12 protein-coding genes and 1 tRNA gene are annotated in these 15,668 nt (G+C 44.3%); 8 read left to right on the forward strand and 5 right to left on the reverse strand.

Translation table 11 applies throughout. The features are described from left to right. The first annotated feature begins 47 nt into the window (after positions 1–47). Together HMPREF0663_RS07430 and HMPREF0663_RS07435 are read left to right on the forward strand one after the other, a co-directional pair. Positions 48–1,205: a hypothetical protein gene (locus HMPREF0663_RS07430; RefSeq protein ID WP_004369760.1), complete on the forward strand. Its 1,158-nt coding sequence runs from the start codon at positions 48–50 to the stop codon at positions 1,203–1,205. Positions 1,206–1,281: 76 nt separating this feature from the next. Then, positions 1,282–3,660 carry a hypothetical protein gene (locus HMPREF0663_RS07435; protein WP_004369761.1) on the forward strand — a complete coding sequence of 793 codons (2,379 nt, stop codon included), beginning with the start codon at positions 1,282–1,284 and terminating at the stop codon, positions 3,658–3,660. 29 nt (positions 3,661–3,689) lie between these two features. Here HMPREF0663_RS07435 and HMPREF0663_RS07440 read toward each other — a convergent pair whose 3' ends face one another. The 3 genes from HMPREF0663_RS07440 to HMPREF0663_RS07450 all read right to left on the reverse strand — a co-directional run bounded on the left by HMPREF0663_RS07440 (position 3,690) and on the right by HMPREF0663_RS07450 (position 5,200). Continuing rightward, positions 3,690–4,319, reverse strand: a complete 630-nt coding sequence (locus tag HMPREF0663_RS07440) for a hypothetical protein (RefSeq protein WP_016665264.1) — start codon at positions 4,317–4,319, stop codon at positions 3,690–3,692. Positions 4,320–4,548: 229 nt separating this feature from the next. Beyond that, positions 4,549–4,959, reverse strand: a complete 411-nt coding sequence (locus tag HMPREF0663_RS07445) for a type II toxin-antitoxin system HicB family antitoxin (RefSeq protein WP_004369763.1) — start codon at positions 4,957–4,959, stop codon at positions 4,549–4,551. A 46-nt stretch (positions 4,960–5,005) separates the two neighbouring features. After that, positions 5,006–5,200, reverse strand: a complete 195-nt coding sequence (locus HMPREF0663_RS07450) for a type II toxin-antitoxin system HicA family toxin (RefSeq protein WP_004369764.1) — start codon at positions 5,198–5,200, stop codon at positions 5,006–5,008. A gap of 218 nt (positions 5,201–5,418) precedes the next feature. Between HMPREF0663_RS07450 and HMPREF0663_RS07455 the strand changes: the two genes are divergently transcribed. Further along, entirely contained in the window at positions 5,419–6,507 is a 1,089-nt protein-coding gene (locus HMPREF0663_RS07455; protein WP_004369765.1) for a type I restriction endonuclease, read from the forward strand. 251 nt (positions 6,508–6,758) lie between these two features. Here the strand turns inward: HMPREF0663_RS07455 and HMPREF0663_RS07460 are convergent, their stop codons facing one another. Together HMPREF0663_RS07460 and HMPREF0663_RS07465 are read right to left on the reverse strand one after the other, a co-directional pair. Next, the gene (locus HMPREF0663_RS07460) at positions 6,759–7,949 is read right to left on the reverse strand and encodes a tyrosine-type recombinase/integrase (protein ID WP_004369766.1); all 1,191 of its coding nucleotides are present in this window, start codon (positions 7,947–7,949) and stop codon (positions 6,759–6,761) included. Between the two features lie 134 nt (positions 7,950–8,083). Then, positions 8,084–8,159, reverse strand: a tRNA-Pro gene (locus HMPREF0663_RS07465). Positions 8,160–8,577: 418 nt separating this feature from the next. Here HMPREF0663_RS07465 and HMPREF0663_RS07470 point away from each other — a divergent pair. From HMPREF0663_RS07470 to porW, 5 genes are read left to right on the forward strand one after another with little or no spacing between them, the layout of a single operon-like run. Beyond that, complete coding sequence (locus HMPREF0663_RS07470; protein ID WP_004369767.1) at positions 8,578–9,750, forward strand: zinc-dependent metalloproteinase lipoprotein; 1,173 nt, start codon at positions 8,578–8,580, stop codon at positions 9,748–9,750. Between the two features lie 19 nt (positions 9,751–9,769). After that, positions 9,770–11,014: a 3-phosphoshikimate 1-carboxyvinyltransferase gene (locus HMPREF0663_RS07475; protein WP_004369768.1), complete on the forward strand. Its 1,245-nt coding sequence runs from the start codon at positions 9,770–9,772 to the stop codon at positions 11,012–11,014. A 4-nt stretch (positions 11,015–11,018) separates the two neighbouring features. Next, entirely contained in the window at positions 11,019–11,411 is a 393-nt protein-coding gene (locus HMPREF0663_RS07480) for a hypothetical protein (protein ID WP_004369769.1), read from the forward strand. A gap of 1 nt (position 11,412) precedes the next feature. Beyond that, the gene (locus HMPREF0663_RS07485; protein ID WP_004369770.1) at positions 11,413–12,237 is read left to right on the forward strand and encodes a metal ABC transporter permease; all 825 of its coding nucleotides are present in this window, start codon (positions 11,413–11,415) and stop codon (positions 12,235–12,237) included. Continuing rightward, positions 12,224–15,667: a type IX secretion system periplasmic lipoprotein PorW/SprE gene (gene porW, locus HMPREF0663_RS07490; protein ID WP_004369771.1), complete on the forward strand. Its 3,444-nt coding sequence runs from the start codon at positions 12,224–12,226 to the stop codon at positions 15,665–15,667. The genes HMPREF0663_RS07485 and porW overlap by 14 nt, the downstream gene beginning before the upstream one ends. Position 15,668: the final 1 nt, after the last annotated feature.

The raw sequence follows: 15,668 nt of genomic DNA on the forward strand, positions 1-15,668 counted from the left end.
TAATAATAAAACAGCAATAAAATAACATTCAAATCAAAAAAATCATTATGGCAGAAGTAAGAGCTAAAAACAGAGTGGTATTCAAGCGCATCGTCGACGGGCGCACGTTGAATTTCGTGCTGAATCCTGACCGGTCGACAACGCAGGTGGTCTCCAAGGACCCCAAGGCTTTCAATCCCGATTTTTCGCAGCCGTCCACGCCGCTGTTTATCGCACCGGTACTCACCGTGAGCGGCGGTGGCGGAACGAACCAAGTGAAAGGCACGTGCAGCTGGTATGCCAACGGGGCGAAAATCACATCGGGACAGAACGGCTACACCGTCGAAACGAGCGGGCAGTACCGCCTGAAGCTGTCGGCCAACCCCTCTGTACCTACGACGCTCATCCGCTGCGAGTACGTCTACCGTGCCGCCGACAGCGGACTGGAAACCACCGTCAGCGCGAGCATCACCCTGCAGCAGGTAGAGAATGCCGGCACGGTAATCATGGCAGCTATCGACGCGCCGTCGCTCATTTTTCAGACAACCAATAACGAGGTGAAGAACCTTGCTTTCAAGGGACGCATGCTGCGCGGGGCGACCGACGATACGACGAACGTCGAATACCGGTGGGAGATTACCGGTGCGAACGGCAACTTTTATCCCATCGTCGCAGCCACGGCGCCGGCCGGCAGCGGGCTGCCCGCGGGCAACCTGTTCGGCGGGGTGAATACCCAGACGCTCACGGTGAGCTCGAAGGCCGTACTGAACGTGGCCACGATACGCCTGACAGTGAAAGATACCGACGCGTCGAGCTCCACGTTCGGCAAGACGGCGCAGGCGGTGGTAAGCGTGCTCGATGCCACCGATCCCTTCGAACTCAACATGGATTTGCCGCAGGGCGATGCCATGAGCAACGGCAGCGCCGGCCTGCCGATGATTTTCTCTCTGTGGCAGGGCGGCAAGGAGGTCGCCGACGCTTTCTATACAGGCAAGACCATCCGGTTCTGGCGCTGCACTGAAGCCGGTGCGAAAGATGCGACGTTTGCCCCTCCGGCAGGCGACTTCCCCGGATGGACGGTCGGCACGGCGGCAGCGGCCGGAGAAATATCGCAGAGCTTTGCTGCCGGCAAGTCGGCAAAGGCAAACCGTACTGTAACCATAAAGCCTGCGCACCTGCTTGCAGGGCAGCTGACGGCATTCGAGGCACAGGCGGAGTTCGATTAGGGATCAGGGATTAGAGATTAGGGATTAGGGATTAGAGATTAGAGATTAGAGTAAAACGATTAATGATAATTGAAAAATGAAAGTGCAGGCTAAAAGCAGGGTTGTTATCCGGCGGGCGCCGAAAGACGGCGAGGCGGGCATGACCTTGCAGCTCGTCCCCGACAGGCTCTTACTCGATACGGACACGGACGGCATCGTAAAAGATTTTACGAATGCCGCGTGTCTCGTGCAGGTGGTACAGGGCACTACGGTGTTGACACCGGCGGTCTTAAAAACACTGCAGGTACACTGTGCGGCGCTCGTAACGAATAACACCGTAAAGATAACGGGCATATCCGTAGATCCGGAAACAAATTATTCTTTTGGCAGCGGCTATGTCGATATCGTCGCCATAGTAAATGGAAAGTTTCTCAAAGGACGGCTGAACGTAGAGATTAACATCCATCGGGCGGTTGCTAAGTTGGAAAAATCCAGCAAGGAAATTGTTGCCGAAGTGGACACGCTCGATAAAAAGGTAACATCCCACAAGGAGAGTATCGCTCGGTTGGCTGTCAGGCAAGGAGAGATAGACCTGTCGGTAAAGGAGGCATCGGCACCGCGCAACCTGCTTACAGGCACGGCGTTTAGATTTGATAAAGACTTTGCGCAGAACAACGTGGATTACCCTTGCCATGTCAGCGAGACCGAAAGATACAAGGGTACCAATTCTGTAGTTATAGACATCAACGAAGCGAATGCCGTTTACAGCGGTATCATTCTAAAAAGCCTCGTGATTTCTCACGGAATATCATATACATTTTCTTTTTTGTCAAAAACGGTCGCTGGACACGAGCCAGATGTGTTCTATTATGAAGTCCAAGCGTTCAAAAAAGATGGATCGCAATCTGTAAAATATAGGCTTGCAGGAGGAAATATTCATAAATCGGAAGAGTGGGCGCGTACGACATCAACATTTGTTACTGCGGAAGATGTAAACTATATAAAAGTAATTATTTTTGTTAACAAATCTGGCAAGGCGTACATCGCTCGCCCGATGCTCGAGGAGGGAGACAAGTATACGGGGTGGACGCTATCCCCGAACGACGATATAAAGGCTATGCAAGGTGCCGGTGTAAACGTCAATAAGGAGCGCATAGAGCTCAACGGCAAGACGGTGTTTAAAAATGGCAATGCGTCGGAGGTACCCCTGTTTAACGAAGATGGGAAAGTAAATCCCAATCTCTCGGCGGCACAGTATCTGATGGAGATACTCAAAAGCATGGAGACGGTGATCGACGGAGGGCTCGTGATGGCGGGACTTATCGCCGCCAAAGACGGCGATGGCAACGTGACTTCGTACCTCAATGGGCTGCAGCAGAAGATGTACGCCTTGGCAGCCGGCGTAAAGAACTTTGGTAAAACAGACGAGACGAGTATGTCGCACATCGGCTTCGACGGCTCGGCCAAGTTCGGGCACCTCGGCATCGCTTCCGACGGCCGCGTGAGTATCATAGACAAAGACAGTAAGCCGCGTATCAACATCACGCCCGACGAGCTGCCGGAAGATGCCTCGCTGCTCAAAACGGCCGACAGCGACAGAGACTGGGCGCTGCCGAATATAACCATGCAGGAGGCAGAAAATTGGGACGGCAGAAAAATCGGTGGCTTTTTCGAGACGTATCACGATCACTGTGCCGTAACGCTGACAGGCGCGCTGCGGATGACAAGTATTATAAACAGCGACCTCGGTTACGGCATTGCGCAAAATGTAGCCTGTGCACTTAAAATCATGACGGACGTCACGTATTCGGCAGAGTATTACCTGCGGTATTACGGAGGCGGCAGCGTAGTTGTGTTCAATGGGCAGGCGCAGAACTCCGATTTTGCCTCGGGAAGCTATATCACCGAGCAGGCGGAGGTGTCGGTTACCGTTATCCTGCCGGCAGGGAGATGGCGGCTTGTGATGGAGCCGGATGGTGGGCGGTTCGTCGGTTACCGGAATATCGTGCTTTCCAACGTCAACATGCATGTATCTTACAAAAGCGGCATGCAGGCGCTGCACCTCGCGCACAATGGCATCGCCTCCGTGCAGAGCGCCGCGCAGGCGGCATACATCAGGAATGGGAAGCTCTGTGCCTTCGGCACAATGAACATTCCGGGGATATTGCTCGCAGGAACGGTGAGCAGGTATGGGCAGCTAAGCAATGCGTGGGGAGAGTTTGCGGCAGGAGCGGGTTTGATATATACTTCGTCCGGAGGTTTGCAGGTCATTCGGCTGACATTCAAAAACGCACTTCCTTGCGGTGCCAATTACGTGGCCATTGTCAACCCCAATGATGATACATCGCCGTACGGATGTATGCCGGTGGTTCGGAAGAAGACGGCAACCTATTGCGATTTCCGCGTGGTCAACGATAGTGGTGGCGATGTAACCAATGTTGGTTTAGACTTTATGATTATCGGGCGAAACAAATAAAAAAGCCCGCCGAATGGGCGGGCCTGTATTTAGTTCTTGTTTTCGGCTTTGAGTTTGCGCCACTGGGCGCCGGTGATGGGGATAAAGGTGTAGGCCTTTTCGAGTATTTGATAGCACTGGTCGTACTCTCCTCTTTCATAGGCTGCTCGCACGAGCTTCTCGGCAGCTTCGAGCTGCGCATTGGGCACATAGGCAATAGTGTCCATTACATTAGCGTAATGTGTAACGCCGCTGTAATCTTTGGCATATCCGCAGAAAGTGGTATCGCCATTCTCTATATGAAGACCACGCTCGAATACCACATCGCGGAGCGTCAGGAAGAAAGTCTCCAAGCGCGGCTTCTCCTCCTTGTAGACGGTGAAGATAACATCTTTCATGAGCAACTTAAGCGCAGGGTTAACGGTGTCACGCATCTCGGCGGAGAATAACTTTCCTCCTCCCTGCGTCGGTGAACCGTCAGGATAGATGCCTTTCATGCCCCAAGTCTGTTTTACCACGTCCTTGCCGGAGAGCAGGTTGCCATGAACATAAGCACGCGAGCCGGCAGCGGCGCGGATGGGTACAGGACGCAGAGCATCATAAGTAGAAGAATTGTCATCTTTCGAACAGGCGATGAATGCCACCGCCGCAACGAACAAAAGTAAAAATATCTTTTTCATAAGCAATAAGAATTTGATTTTTAATTGATTGCAAATATATAAAAACGTATTGATAAATACAAGGATATAAGCAAAATATCTTGAAAGAAAAGGTATTAATATTAATTTTGCTATAAAGACGATGCCACATAAATATCGTTCAGGCAGTTTTCGAATGACGTTAAAATACAAAAAAGGCCGGAGCATCATTGCCCCGGTCTACCATTGAAATTCTGTTGTCAAACAATAACTATACAACGGCTATAAGTTTCCTGCCAATTTCATGCAGCCCCTCCACAATACGCTTACGTTGCTGTGGTCGTGGCTTCTTGATGCCGTTGGCATAATGGCTCAGCTGCCGCTCGTTCACGCCCGATGCACGCGAAATAGCGGCGAGGCTTGCATACTGTTCGCACGAGCGGATAAGGGCTGCCGTATCGAGATGATAATCAAACTCGTATTCGCCATCCCGCAGCCATGCCGGTACGTCGTCGCCGTCGGCGATCATTCCTTCGACATGAAAACGCAACGTTTCGGGTATTTCTTTCATCAGTTCGTCGTATGTCTTGGCGGTAAGTGCCACTGCACCGGGCACGTTGTCGCCGAGGCAAGCTCCGAAATTGTGGTCATACCATTCAATATCTACTCTTATTTGCTCCATAACTATAATATTTAGATGTTTATATTTTGTGGAAAAGGGAGGATGATCATTTCCACCCTGCCTGCTTCCAAATGCTATTTAATAAAAACTGGCTCAAATCCTCGTTCTTGTGTCCTCTTACGGTCACCTTTCCGGGCTTCGTAGGATGCTTGAATTGTCGGTGGTCTCCGTTTATCGCCAGAAGTCTCCAACCGTCGGCTTCCAGCATTTTAATAACTTCCTTTACTTTGTATCTTTTCATCTGTTGTATATTATTATTGTTTGACGTTACAAAGGTAGTAAAAGTAATACTATCTATCAAGTGTTTAAATAATAAAAAGTAGTAATTTAAATACCTTTAACTATTTTACTCTTCGAAATATGAAGCGTCGGAAATTTTTTATATTATGCAGTGTAAATATTTTTACGTTATTTCATATATTTTTTATATCTTTGCGAAAACCTTAAACTTTATATAGTATGGACTTTAAAGATTCAATCAAACAACTTGCCGAAAAGGTGGCCCAACTAAAAGACGGTATTCTTACAGAGGAAGCTACCAAGAATGCGTTTATCATGCCTTTCATTAATGCATTGGGGTACGATGTGTTTAATCCGCTGGAAGTAATTCCCGAAATGGATTGCGATCTCGTCAAAAAGAAAGGAGAAAAGATCGACTATGCCATCATGAGAGATGGTGCACCTATCATTCTCATAGAATGTAAGCATTGGCAGCAAGATTTATCCCTACACGACACGCAGCTCAAAAAGTATTTTGTAGCATCGAAGGCTAAGTTTGGACTTTTGACAAATGGTATAAGATACCTCTTCTATACCGACCTCGAAGATCAGAACATTATGGACGATAAACCGTTTCTCGAGCTCGACATTACGGATGTTAAGGATTATCAACTCGAAGAATTGAAGAAGTTCCACAAATCCTATTTCGACATAGATAATATTCTTAACTCTGCCAGTGAACTTAAATACTCTAATGAATTGAAGAAAATTTTTGCGGAGGAAATAGTCAATCCGACACCTGAGATAGTGAAGTATTTCACGAAGAAAGTCTATAATGGTATCATCACGTCCAAGGTGCAGGAACAGTTCTCCGAGCTCGTCAAGCGATCCATTAGCAGCTATATAAATGAACTCATCTCTAAGCGACTGAAAACGGCACTGAGTTCCGAAGAACAGCGTGAAGCATCAGAAGTCGCTTCCGTGGGAGCTGATGGTGAGATAGGTGAAATACCGCCCGTCGATGAAGATGGTATTGTTACTACACAGGAGGAACTCGACGGCTTTAATATAGTAAAAGCCGTGGTTCGCAAGTCAGTCGATGTTTCCCGTATTGTTTATCGAGACGCTCTTTCTTATTTCGCTATCCTACTTGACGATAACAATCGTAAACCAATATGTCGGCTGTATTTTAACGGAAAAACAAAAAAGTATATTTCAACTTTCGATCGGGATAAAAAAGAAACTAAACATGAGATCGACGATCTCAATGACATCTTTAATTTCGAGAGTGAGTTGTGTGAAATTATTAAAGTGTATGATGAAAAATAATAAACAATGTCTCTCCCTATAGGGGAGGGAAGGGATGAAACCTCTCTCATCCCGATATAAGCATCTACGTGGACGCTCTGCGTAAGACTTTTCTGCTCTCCTGTCGGGGAGAGAAGAAGTTATTTTGAACATTTCTCAAATTTTTTATAGTTGGATGTTGCGCCGTGAGGCGCGGTATCCTTTTTTTCGTTACCAATTTTGTAGGATTGTAGGACTGTAGGACGCCAAAATACGAAAAAAGAATATAAGAATTAAAGAATTCCTTGGTAGTTCAGTATCAATTTATTTGCCTCTTTGATATCTTTGGGGGTATATATGTCCGTTATCAGAATAGATGAGTGTCGCGCTTGGTCTCTCACTGAAAGAATATCGGTATTCGCGCGGAGCATATTGGTAATACCGGTATCTTTTAATGAGTAGAATTTATAACGTTCCGTCATCTTTAGATTCTTTCTGACGCAACGTGTCCAGTAGTCCCTGAACTTCTTCTCACTTTTTCTTTCCGCCCCCGGCGCAAAATTATCGCTGAAAAGATAATAATCGCTTGGGCTGTCGAATATACGAAGGTCGATCATGAGTTTGAGTACATGGTCGGGCACTGTCAGTACTGCGTCATTATGATTTTTGGTATTGGTGCCATGAAGAACCAGTGTCTTTTTTCTGATGGAAAAGTCTCCTACCTTCAGGAAACTCATCTCCCTCGGCCGTACAAATAAATAATGTAAGATATAGCATGCCAGCAGATAATGCTTATTGTTTACTTCAAGCCACTCTTTAAGCTCTTTCAGCGCATCATCGGGGATGACGCCTCTGTTTTTAAGCTCGCCTTTGCGGTGTACGCAAGAGTATCCCTCCGTCGGATCGTGCGGAACGTACCCGCGTTCCAAAAGGTATTTACTGAAAGTCTTCAACCATGCCAAGTAATTATTCCTCGTTCTTATCGCATTATTTCGATCGATGAATACGTAATCGAGAAATTGTCCGACAACCTTACTGTTAAACTGGTAACTGTAAAACAAGTTGATGTTTTCTTCTTTTTTCCATTTCTTTAGCATGTGCAAGCGGCTGACGTAAGAGGTAATCGTTTCGTCCCTCATGTTGTTTTCCCGCAGCAGTTTAAACAGATATTCTTCATACTTCTGGCAAACTTCGTCGAAAGAGGAGTATTCGAGCGGCTGTGTGATTTCTATCCAAGGGTTCCACCCCTGCATCAATTTTTCAGTAAGTCTTTTTACGAGATCTTCTCCGTAGGATTTTTGATTTCGCTTACCTTTGATATGCCCGAGCATGATTTTTTTAAGACGCAGCTTTCCTGCTTCCGGATCGAATGCGGAAAAAGATACATAACATTCTGACGCCTGATGAAACTTAGGCGTTTTCCAACTGACAATCTCTTGAATTGCCGTTCTTCGTTTTTGAGAGGTAAAATTTTTTTTGGACATGTCTCCAAATTTTTGAGAGAAATGCCCTATTGTTAATAATTAAGTTTGTGGTGAAAAACTTCACCGATTTTTCGCCGACCATTTTACCCGCGACCACGCGAAAGTAATTGTAAATCAGCTTGTTGGCTTTGAAATGGTCGGGATTACTGGACTCGAACCAGCGACCTCGCGCCCCCCAGACGTGTGCGCTACCAACTGCGCCAAATCCCGAATATTGCCTTTCAGCGATTGCAAAGGTACATACTCTGCTGCAATCTACCAAATTTAACCGATACTTTTTACCTATTAAATCATATTTTTAAGGATGTAAGCCGGTCGGATGATGGAAACAAACTGTATAAACATGCTTTCTGTCGGCCGTACATTTATGTTGTATAAGGCATACACACTCATTGTATGAAAGATAAATATCGCTTTCTGTGGTCGGAAAAAGGTGTCCTGACAGAAGATTATTGTCATGCTTCCATACTCTGGATAATTATATTAGAATGATAACCAATTATTTATAAAGGTGCTGGTATATGTCAGAAAAAAGATAAATATTTGTTTTATTATATTCTTTTATTCCAAAATATCGTATAATCTATATTATTTCGTAACTTTGCATCATTAATTATAATGTAGAAAAATGAAGATATATCTGTATTTGTTATTAGCAACAACGTTGTTGGTTGCTTCTTGTAAAAGCGATGACAATCTCGAGGACGAAAAACAAGTACACAATACTGAATACGATCAGGATGAGGATAACACTACCCAAGAGATCAACGACAGCTATGTGTACAAGCTTCCTGTATTATTCCATGTAATTTATAACAATAGAACAAACTCTAAACAATACGTCTCGCAAAGCAGACTGGCAACCATTCTTTCTCGTGTGAACGAACTTTATAAAGGAAATATTTACGGAAAGAGCGAGAATATAAATGTTGAGTTTCAGCTTGCCACAAACGATGAGAAAGGAAATAAACTTGCGTCACCGGGTGTTGAATACATCGAATGGGATGAAGATTATCCAATCGATCCGTACAAAATCATGGGAAGCAAGGGAAGAGCATACACGAAATATATTTGGGATCCGAACGAATATATTAATATAATGGTGTACAATTTTGCTACAGATGAAGATACCGATGGCATTACTTTGGGCATCAGTCATATGCCTTATGTCATAAAGAATGATTCGGCTTTGGCCGGTTTGAGCGTTGTTAATCAGACTACACTGTCTAAGGAAAATCTGGGATACGCCTATTGCTCCTCCATCAATAGTCTGTATATCGACGAAGAGTCTACAAGATACGATGCCGATAAGGGAAAAAATTCTTATAATTACAATTCGTCTGACGTGATTGTTACGCTGGCTCATGAGCTAGGACATTACTTAGGACTCCATCATACATTCACACAACGAACCCAAGACCAAAGCTATGAAATGGTTGACTCGTGCGGAGATACCGATTTTTGTAAGGATACTCCAAGCTACAACCGTATTGCTTATCAAAGAGAATTGAAGAATTATCTGGCTTATTCTAAAGATGATATTGATATAAGATATCTTTTAAGAAGGAGCAATTGTAATGGTAGTGATTTCTATTCGGAAAATCTGATGGATTATTCCATCAGCTATAGCTTCAGTTTTTCGCCGGAGCAAAAGCAAAGAATTAGAAAAGTGTTGTATTACAGTCCGCTTATACCCGGCCCGAAACTACAGCCCGGCACCAATAGACGGCTGGTTACAACAAAGGGAACCGGTAAAGAAACCGACAAAGTGCTTGATTTGCCCATCGTATTCGTAAAATAGATTTATATTATTCGCAGATATGCAATATTCTATTTATGCTCCCGAATGTATTGACACCATTATTAAACTTCCTGCATCCAAAAGTATCAGTAATCGTGCGCTGATTATTTATGCGCTGACAGGTGGCAGTTTGTTGCCCGAAAACATCTCGGACTGCGACGATACGTCTGTGATTGTTCATGCATTGCGATATATGCCCGAAGTAATAGACATAAAAGCAGCCGGCACCGCTATGCGTTTCCTTACGGCTTATCTGGCAGCAACGGATGGGCATCATATCATAACCGGAACCGATCGCATGCAGCAGCGGCCTATCAAAATATTGGTGGAAGCGCTGAGATATCTGGGAGCCGATATCACTTATTTAGGCAAAGAAGGCTATCCGCCACTTGAAATAAAAGGGAGACAGCTCGATGGGGGGCACTTAGAGATAGCGGGCGACGTAAGTTCACAATATATTTCGGCATTGTTGATGATTGGTCCGGCATTGAAGAACGGGCTGGAATTGAAACTTAATGGCGAGATTGCTTCGCGTCCGTATATAGAACTAACGCTTTGGATGATGAAAGAATTCGGTGCTGATGCGGAGTGGAGTGATATCGATACTATCACTATTATGCCGAAATCCTACCAGAGCAGACCTTATACAATCGAAAGCGACTGGAGCGGGGCCTCGTATTGGTACGAGATAATGGCATTGGGTAACAAGGATGCAAAGATTAGATTGAGAGGCTTGACCGACGGCTCGAAACAAGGAGATTCCGTGGTGAAATATCTTTTCTCGCTGCTTGGTGTCAAGACAACCTTTGAAAATAGGAAAGAGAACCGTGCCTCCGATGTCATATTAACAAGACATGAAGGTGCCGTACCAAGATTAGATTACGATTTCATTAATTCTCCTGACCTCGCACAAACCTTTGTCGTATGCTGTGCACTTATGGAAATTCCGTTTCATTTTACAGGCCTTGCCAGCCTACGCATTAAGGAAACAGATCGTATAGAGGCGCTACGGAAAGAACTGAAAAAACTCGGATATTTAGTAAAGGAGAGTAACGGGAGTGAGTTGATATGGGCTGGTGAACACTGCACACCAACGCCGGAATCGATAGATACTTACGAAGATCACCGCATGGCACTGTCGTTTGCTCCGGCTGCGTATAGGTTTCCCGGTATAACGATTAACCATCCGCAGGTGGTAACCAAATCTTATCCCGCTTTTTGGAATGATATAAAAAGTGCCGGTTTCTCCATTCTCGAAAAATAAGAAGATGATCTATCTCGTTATCTCGTTGGTTGTGCTTGGCGTTATTTGCATACTCGCAGAGGTTCTTTCCAAACATAAAAATGGAAATGAAGAGAAAGTAATACCGTCGGTGCCTACCTGTGCTACTTGTACAGGAGAAGATGAGCGATGCGAACAGGAATGTATGATGGAGGCATCGCTGAAAGATATAGAATATTATAACGACGAAGAACTCGATATTTTTAAAGGTCGACCGTCTGATAGTTATACGGAGAAAGAGGTAGAACAATTTGCGGATGTACTTTACACAATGCGTCAAGACGAGGTGAAAGGATGGAATCGAAGTCTCATACTTCGTGGTATCAACCTGCCTAACCAACTGAAAGATGAGGTTATCATGATTATAGACAACAATTAAAATGGAGATATTGCAATATACTTTTTTCCAAAATGCGATCATAGGTTCGCTGTTGGCAAGCATTCTTTGCGGCTTTATAGGAACCTATATCGTTACAAGACGCTTGGTGTTCATAAGCGGTGGCATTACTCATGCATCGTTTGGAGGCATCGGCATTGGCGTGTTGTGCGGCATTAACCCCATCGCATCGGCTCTTATTTATGCCATCCTCAGCGCTTGCGGCATACAATGGATGTCACATAGAGGTAATGTTCGTGAAGATTCGGCCATAGCTCTATTCTGGACATTCGGTATGAGTATCGGTATTATATGTTGCTTTCTTACTCCCGGGTTTATGCCCGATCTTCCCTCATTCCTTTTCGGAAGCATTCTTACAATTACGCATCAAGACCTTTGGTTGCTCGCTGTAATAACGCTGCTCGTGATATTAACGTTCGTTCTGTTGTTCAGAACCATTCTTTGTATCGCTTTTGATAGCTGTTTTGCCCAGTCGCAGAGATTACCTGTAACGGTTGTGGAATATCTGATGATGATCCTCATAGCCATGACAATTGTTGCTACACTACGAATGGTAGGTATCGTGTTGGCCATTAGTCTGCTTACTATTCCCCACATGACTGCCAACATATTTACCGATAGTTTTAAAAGCATGATATTGATAAGCATACAGATAGGATGGATAGACTGTTTGTGCGGACTCGCCATCAGTTATTGGCTGAATGTGCCATCCGGTGCTGCAATCATCTTTATAAGTATCATCATTTATGCTTTGGCTAAGGCAATAAAAACAATACAAATGAAGTTTTATAAGAGTGAGATTGCTTGATAAGCAACATATAATCCCCCTGTTCCTATCTGTAGCCGTAATAATATTGCTGATAGGATGTTCTACGCAGAGAAATACTGCTAAAAATCGTTGGTGGCATTCTTTCAATGCACGGTATAATATATACTATAATGGTTCGCTTGCCTATATCGACGGTTCGCTTGAAAAGGAAAAAGGAAATAAAGATAACTTTACTGAATTGATCCCTCTCTATACTGTAGGAAATAAGAATAGTATAGGGTTAGGCAAGGGAAACTTTGATAGAACCATTGAAAAATGTGAGAAAGCAATCAAACTCCACAGTATTAAAAAGCGACCGGAATGGACAAAAAACAGACGAAAAACAGAGAGAGACATCGAATGGTTGAACCGCAAAGAGTATAATCCCTTTCTATGGAAAGCATGGCTTCTTATGGGACGTTCGCAATTTCATCAAGGTAAATTCGATGAAGCTGCTTCCACCTTTTCTTATATGAGTCGCCTCTATCAAACGCAACCGGCCATTTATGGTCGGGCACGTGCATGGCTTGCCAAGAGTTATATCGAACAAGGATGGCTGTACGATGCCGAAGATGTTATTCGAAACATGGAACGTGACTCCATTCATTGGCGTGCTCAAAAGGAATGGGACTATACCTATGCCGACTATTACATCCATACCGGCAACTACGAAAAAGCCATTCCTTATCTTCGGAAAGTGATCAGACATGAGATGCGAAGAAAGCAAAAAGCACGCGAATGGTATCTCATGGGACAGCTTGAGAATGCATTAGGACACCGAGAACTTGCTTATAAAGCATATAAACATGTCATCAGACTGGCTCCACCTTACGAGGTGGAGTTCAATGCCCGTATTGCCATGACCGAAGTAATGGCAGGTAGTCGGTCGAAACAGATGATCAATCGTCTGAAACGTATGGCTGTTTCAGACAATAACAAAGACTATCTCGACCAAGTATATTATGCTATAGGAAATATCTATCTGGCACAGAAAGATACTTCTAATGCTATATCTGCCTATGAAAAAGGCAATATAAAATCTACTCGTAATAGTATTGAGAAAGGTGTACTGCTACTGAAGTTGGGCGATCTGTATTGGATAAAAGAAAAGTTCAGCGATGCCCAACGCTGCTATAATACTGCTATTGGGCTGCTCGATAAGGAGAGAGACGATTACGAACAGTTGGAGAAGCGCTCTAAGGTGCTCGATAAATTGGTGCCGTATACCGATGCGGTGCATTTACAAGACTCATTGCAGGTTCTTGCAAAGATGAACGAGCATGATCGTAATGCCGCCATTGACCGAGTGATCGAGGCTTTAAAAAAGAAAGAAAAGGAAGAAGCCAATAGGTTGGCAGAGCAAAATTCGCAAGCAGTGCAGGCAGCCAATAGCGGTATGGGAGATATAAATAATCCGCAGAACAATACCAATCCATCGACACTCGGCATCAATAGTCAAAACGGAGAATGGTATTTCTATAATCAAATGGCGGTAAATCAGGGGAAAATCGCTTTTCAAAAGCTTTGGGGAAAGCGCGAAAATATCGATAATTGGCAACGCATTAACAAAACAGTTGTTGCTCATACCGGAGAAGTTGATGCCATGACGGATGCCATTCGTGACTCTCTAGCACGACAAGCTGAAATAGAAGACTCGTTGAAACAGTTGACAAACGATGCACAGAACGATCCTCATAAACGAGAATATTACCTTGCACAGATACCTTTTACCCAAGAACAGCTTCAGGCGAGTAACCTGATTATAGAAGATGGTCTTTACAATTCGGGCGTTATCTTTAAAGATTATCTTGATAATCTGAAGCTAAGTGAGAGAGCGTTGCGGCGACTTACCGAATCATATCCCGACTATGAACATACGGATAATGCTTATTATCACTTGTTCCTGCTATATTCGAGGCTTAATATGCCTTCATTGGCAGAAAGCTACATTCAGAAATTAAGGCAGCAATATCCCAAAAGCGAATGGACTGCCATACTTACCGATCCTTATTTCAAAGAAAATGCAGTTTTGGGAAAGCATATCGAAGACTCTCTTTACGCAGCTACCTATGCTGCTTTCAAAGCAGATCGATATTCGGAAGTAAGCGGAAATACACATATATCCGAAACGCGTTTCCCGCTTGGAAAGAACCGTGATAAGTTTATTTTTATCGATGGATTGAGCAAACTCAACAACGGGAATGCGAACGGATGTCTTGACAACATGAAAACAATCATAGAAAAATATCCTGAAAGTAAGTTGAGCGAGATGGCCGGCATGATTGTAAACGGTGTGAATGCAGGGAAGAAACTTCGGGGAGGCAGGTTCGATATCGACAACGTATGGCAGCGTCGTGTAGCCGTACTTAGCGACAGTGATTCCATTGCTGCACGCAAATTCTCCAACGAGCGTAATGCTGATTTTGTTTTCATGCTCGTGTATAATCCCGATTCTGTTAACGAGCATCAGCTTCTTTACGAAATTGCAAAGTACAATTTTACGAGCTATATGGTTAGAAGTTTCGGTATCGAAATAGAAGATGCCGACGGCCTGCATCGCATGCTGGTATCGGGTTTCCGCAGTTATGATGAGGCATTGCAGTACGGCAGGCAGCTGTCTAAACAGAAAGGTATTACCCAACGGCTGGGTAAAAGTCGTATGGTAATCATCAGCAATAAGAACCTTGAACTGCTGGGCGGACAATATAGCTATGATGATTACGATGCTTTCTACAACAAACACTTTGCTCCATTGAAAGTAAGTACTTTCCGGTTACTTTCTGAACCTGAGGAAATCGTGACAGAGAAGGAGCCGGCGAACAATGTACCTACGCAGCGTGACATTGATAATATGCTCGACGATGGTATTTTTATTGATAACGGACTTGATGTATCTCCTTCCGGCAACAGTTCGATTGTTATTCCCGATGAAGAAAAAGAAACACTTCCTGCAAACTCGGGCACGACAGTTATTCCTGATGAACCGCAAAATAATACGAGTACACAAAGGCAATCGGGAACTGTTGTTGTAAAAGAACCGGAGAGTAACAAGAAAGAACAAACGAACACGACTGTTGTTGAAGAAGGAACTATTGTTAAGCCGCAACCGGAGTCTGTAACTAAAATAAAGACTGATAACAGCCAGTCGGAAGCCTCCTCTGCTAATGTGCCGACTATACAGACAAACCCATCGACGACGGTGCCTGTTGCGCCGGTTAAACCGCAACCTAAGAAACAGCCGCAGAGTATATCGCATAAGAAAGAAGACACCGGCATATATTTCGACGACGGTTTGAGAACAAAGAACCGCAAGGACGGAACAAAAGATGCGAATAATAAGAAAAACAACGCGGAAAAAGAAGATAAGAAGCAAGATAAGAAAAAGCAATTCGATCTTGAAGACGAATATTATGATTTAGATGGATTTTAGA

This window comes from Hoylesella oralis ATCC 33269 (genome assembly GCF_000185145.2).
Classification (GTDB): domain Bacteria; phylum Bacteroidota; class Bacteroidia; order Bacteroidales; family Bacteroidaceae; genus Prevotella; species Prevotella phocaeensis.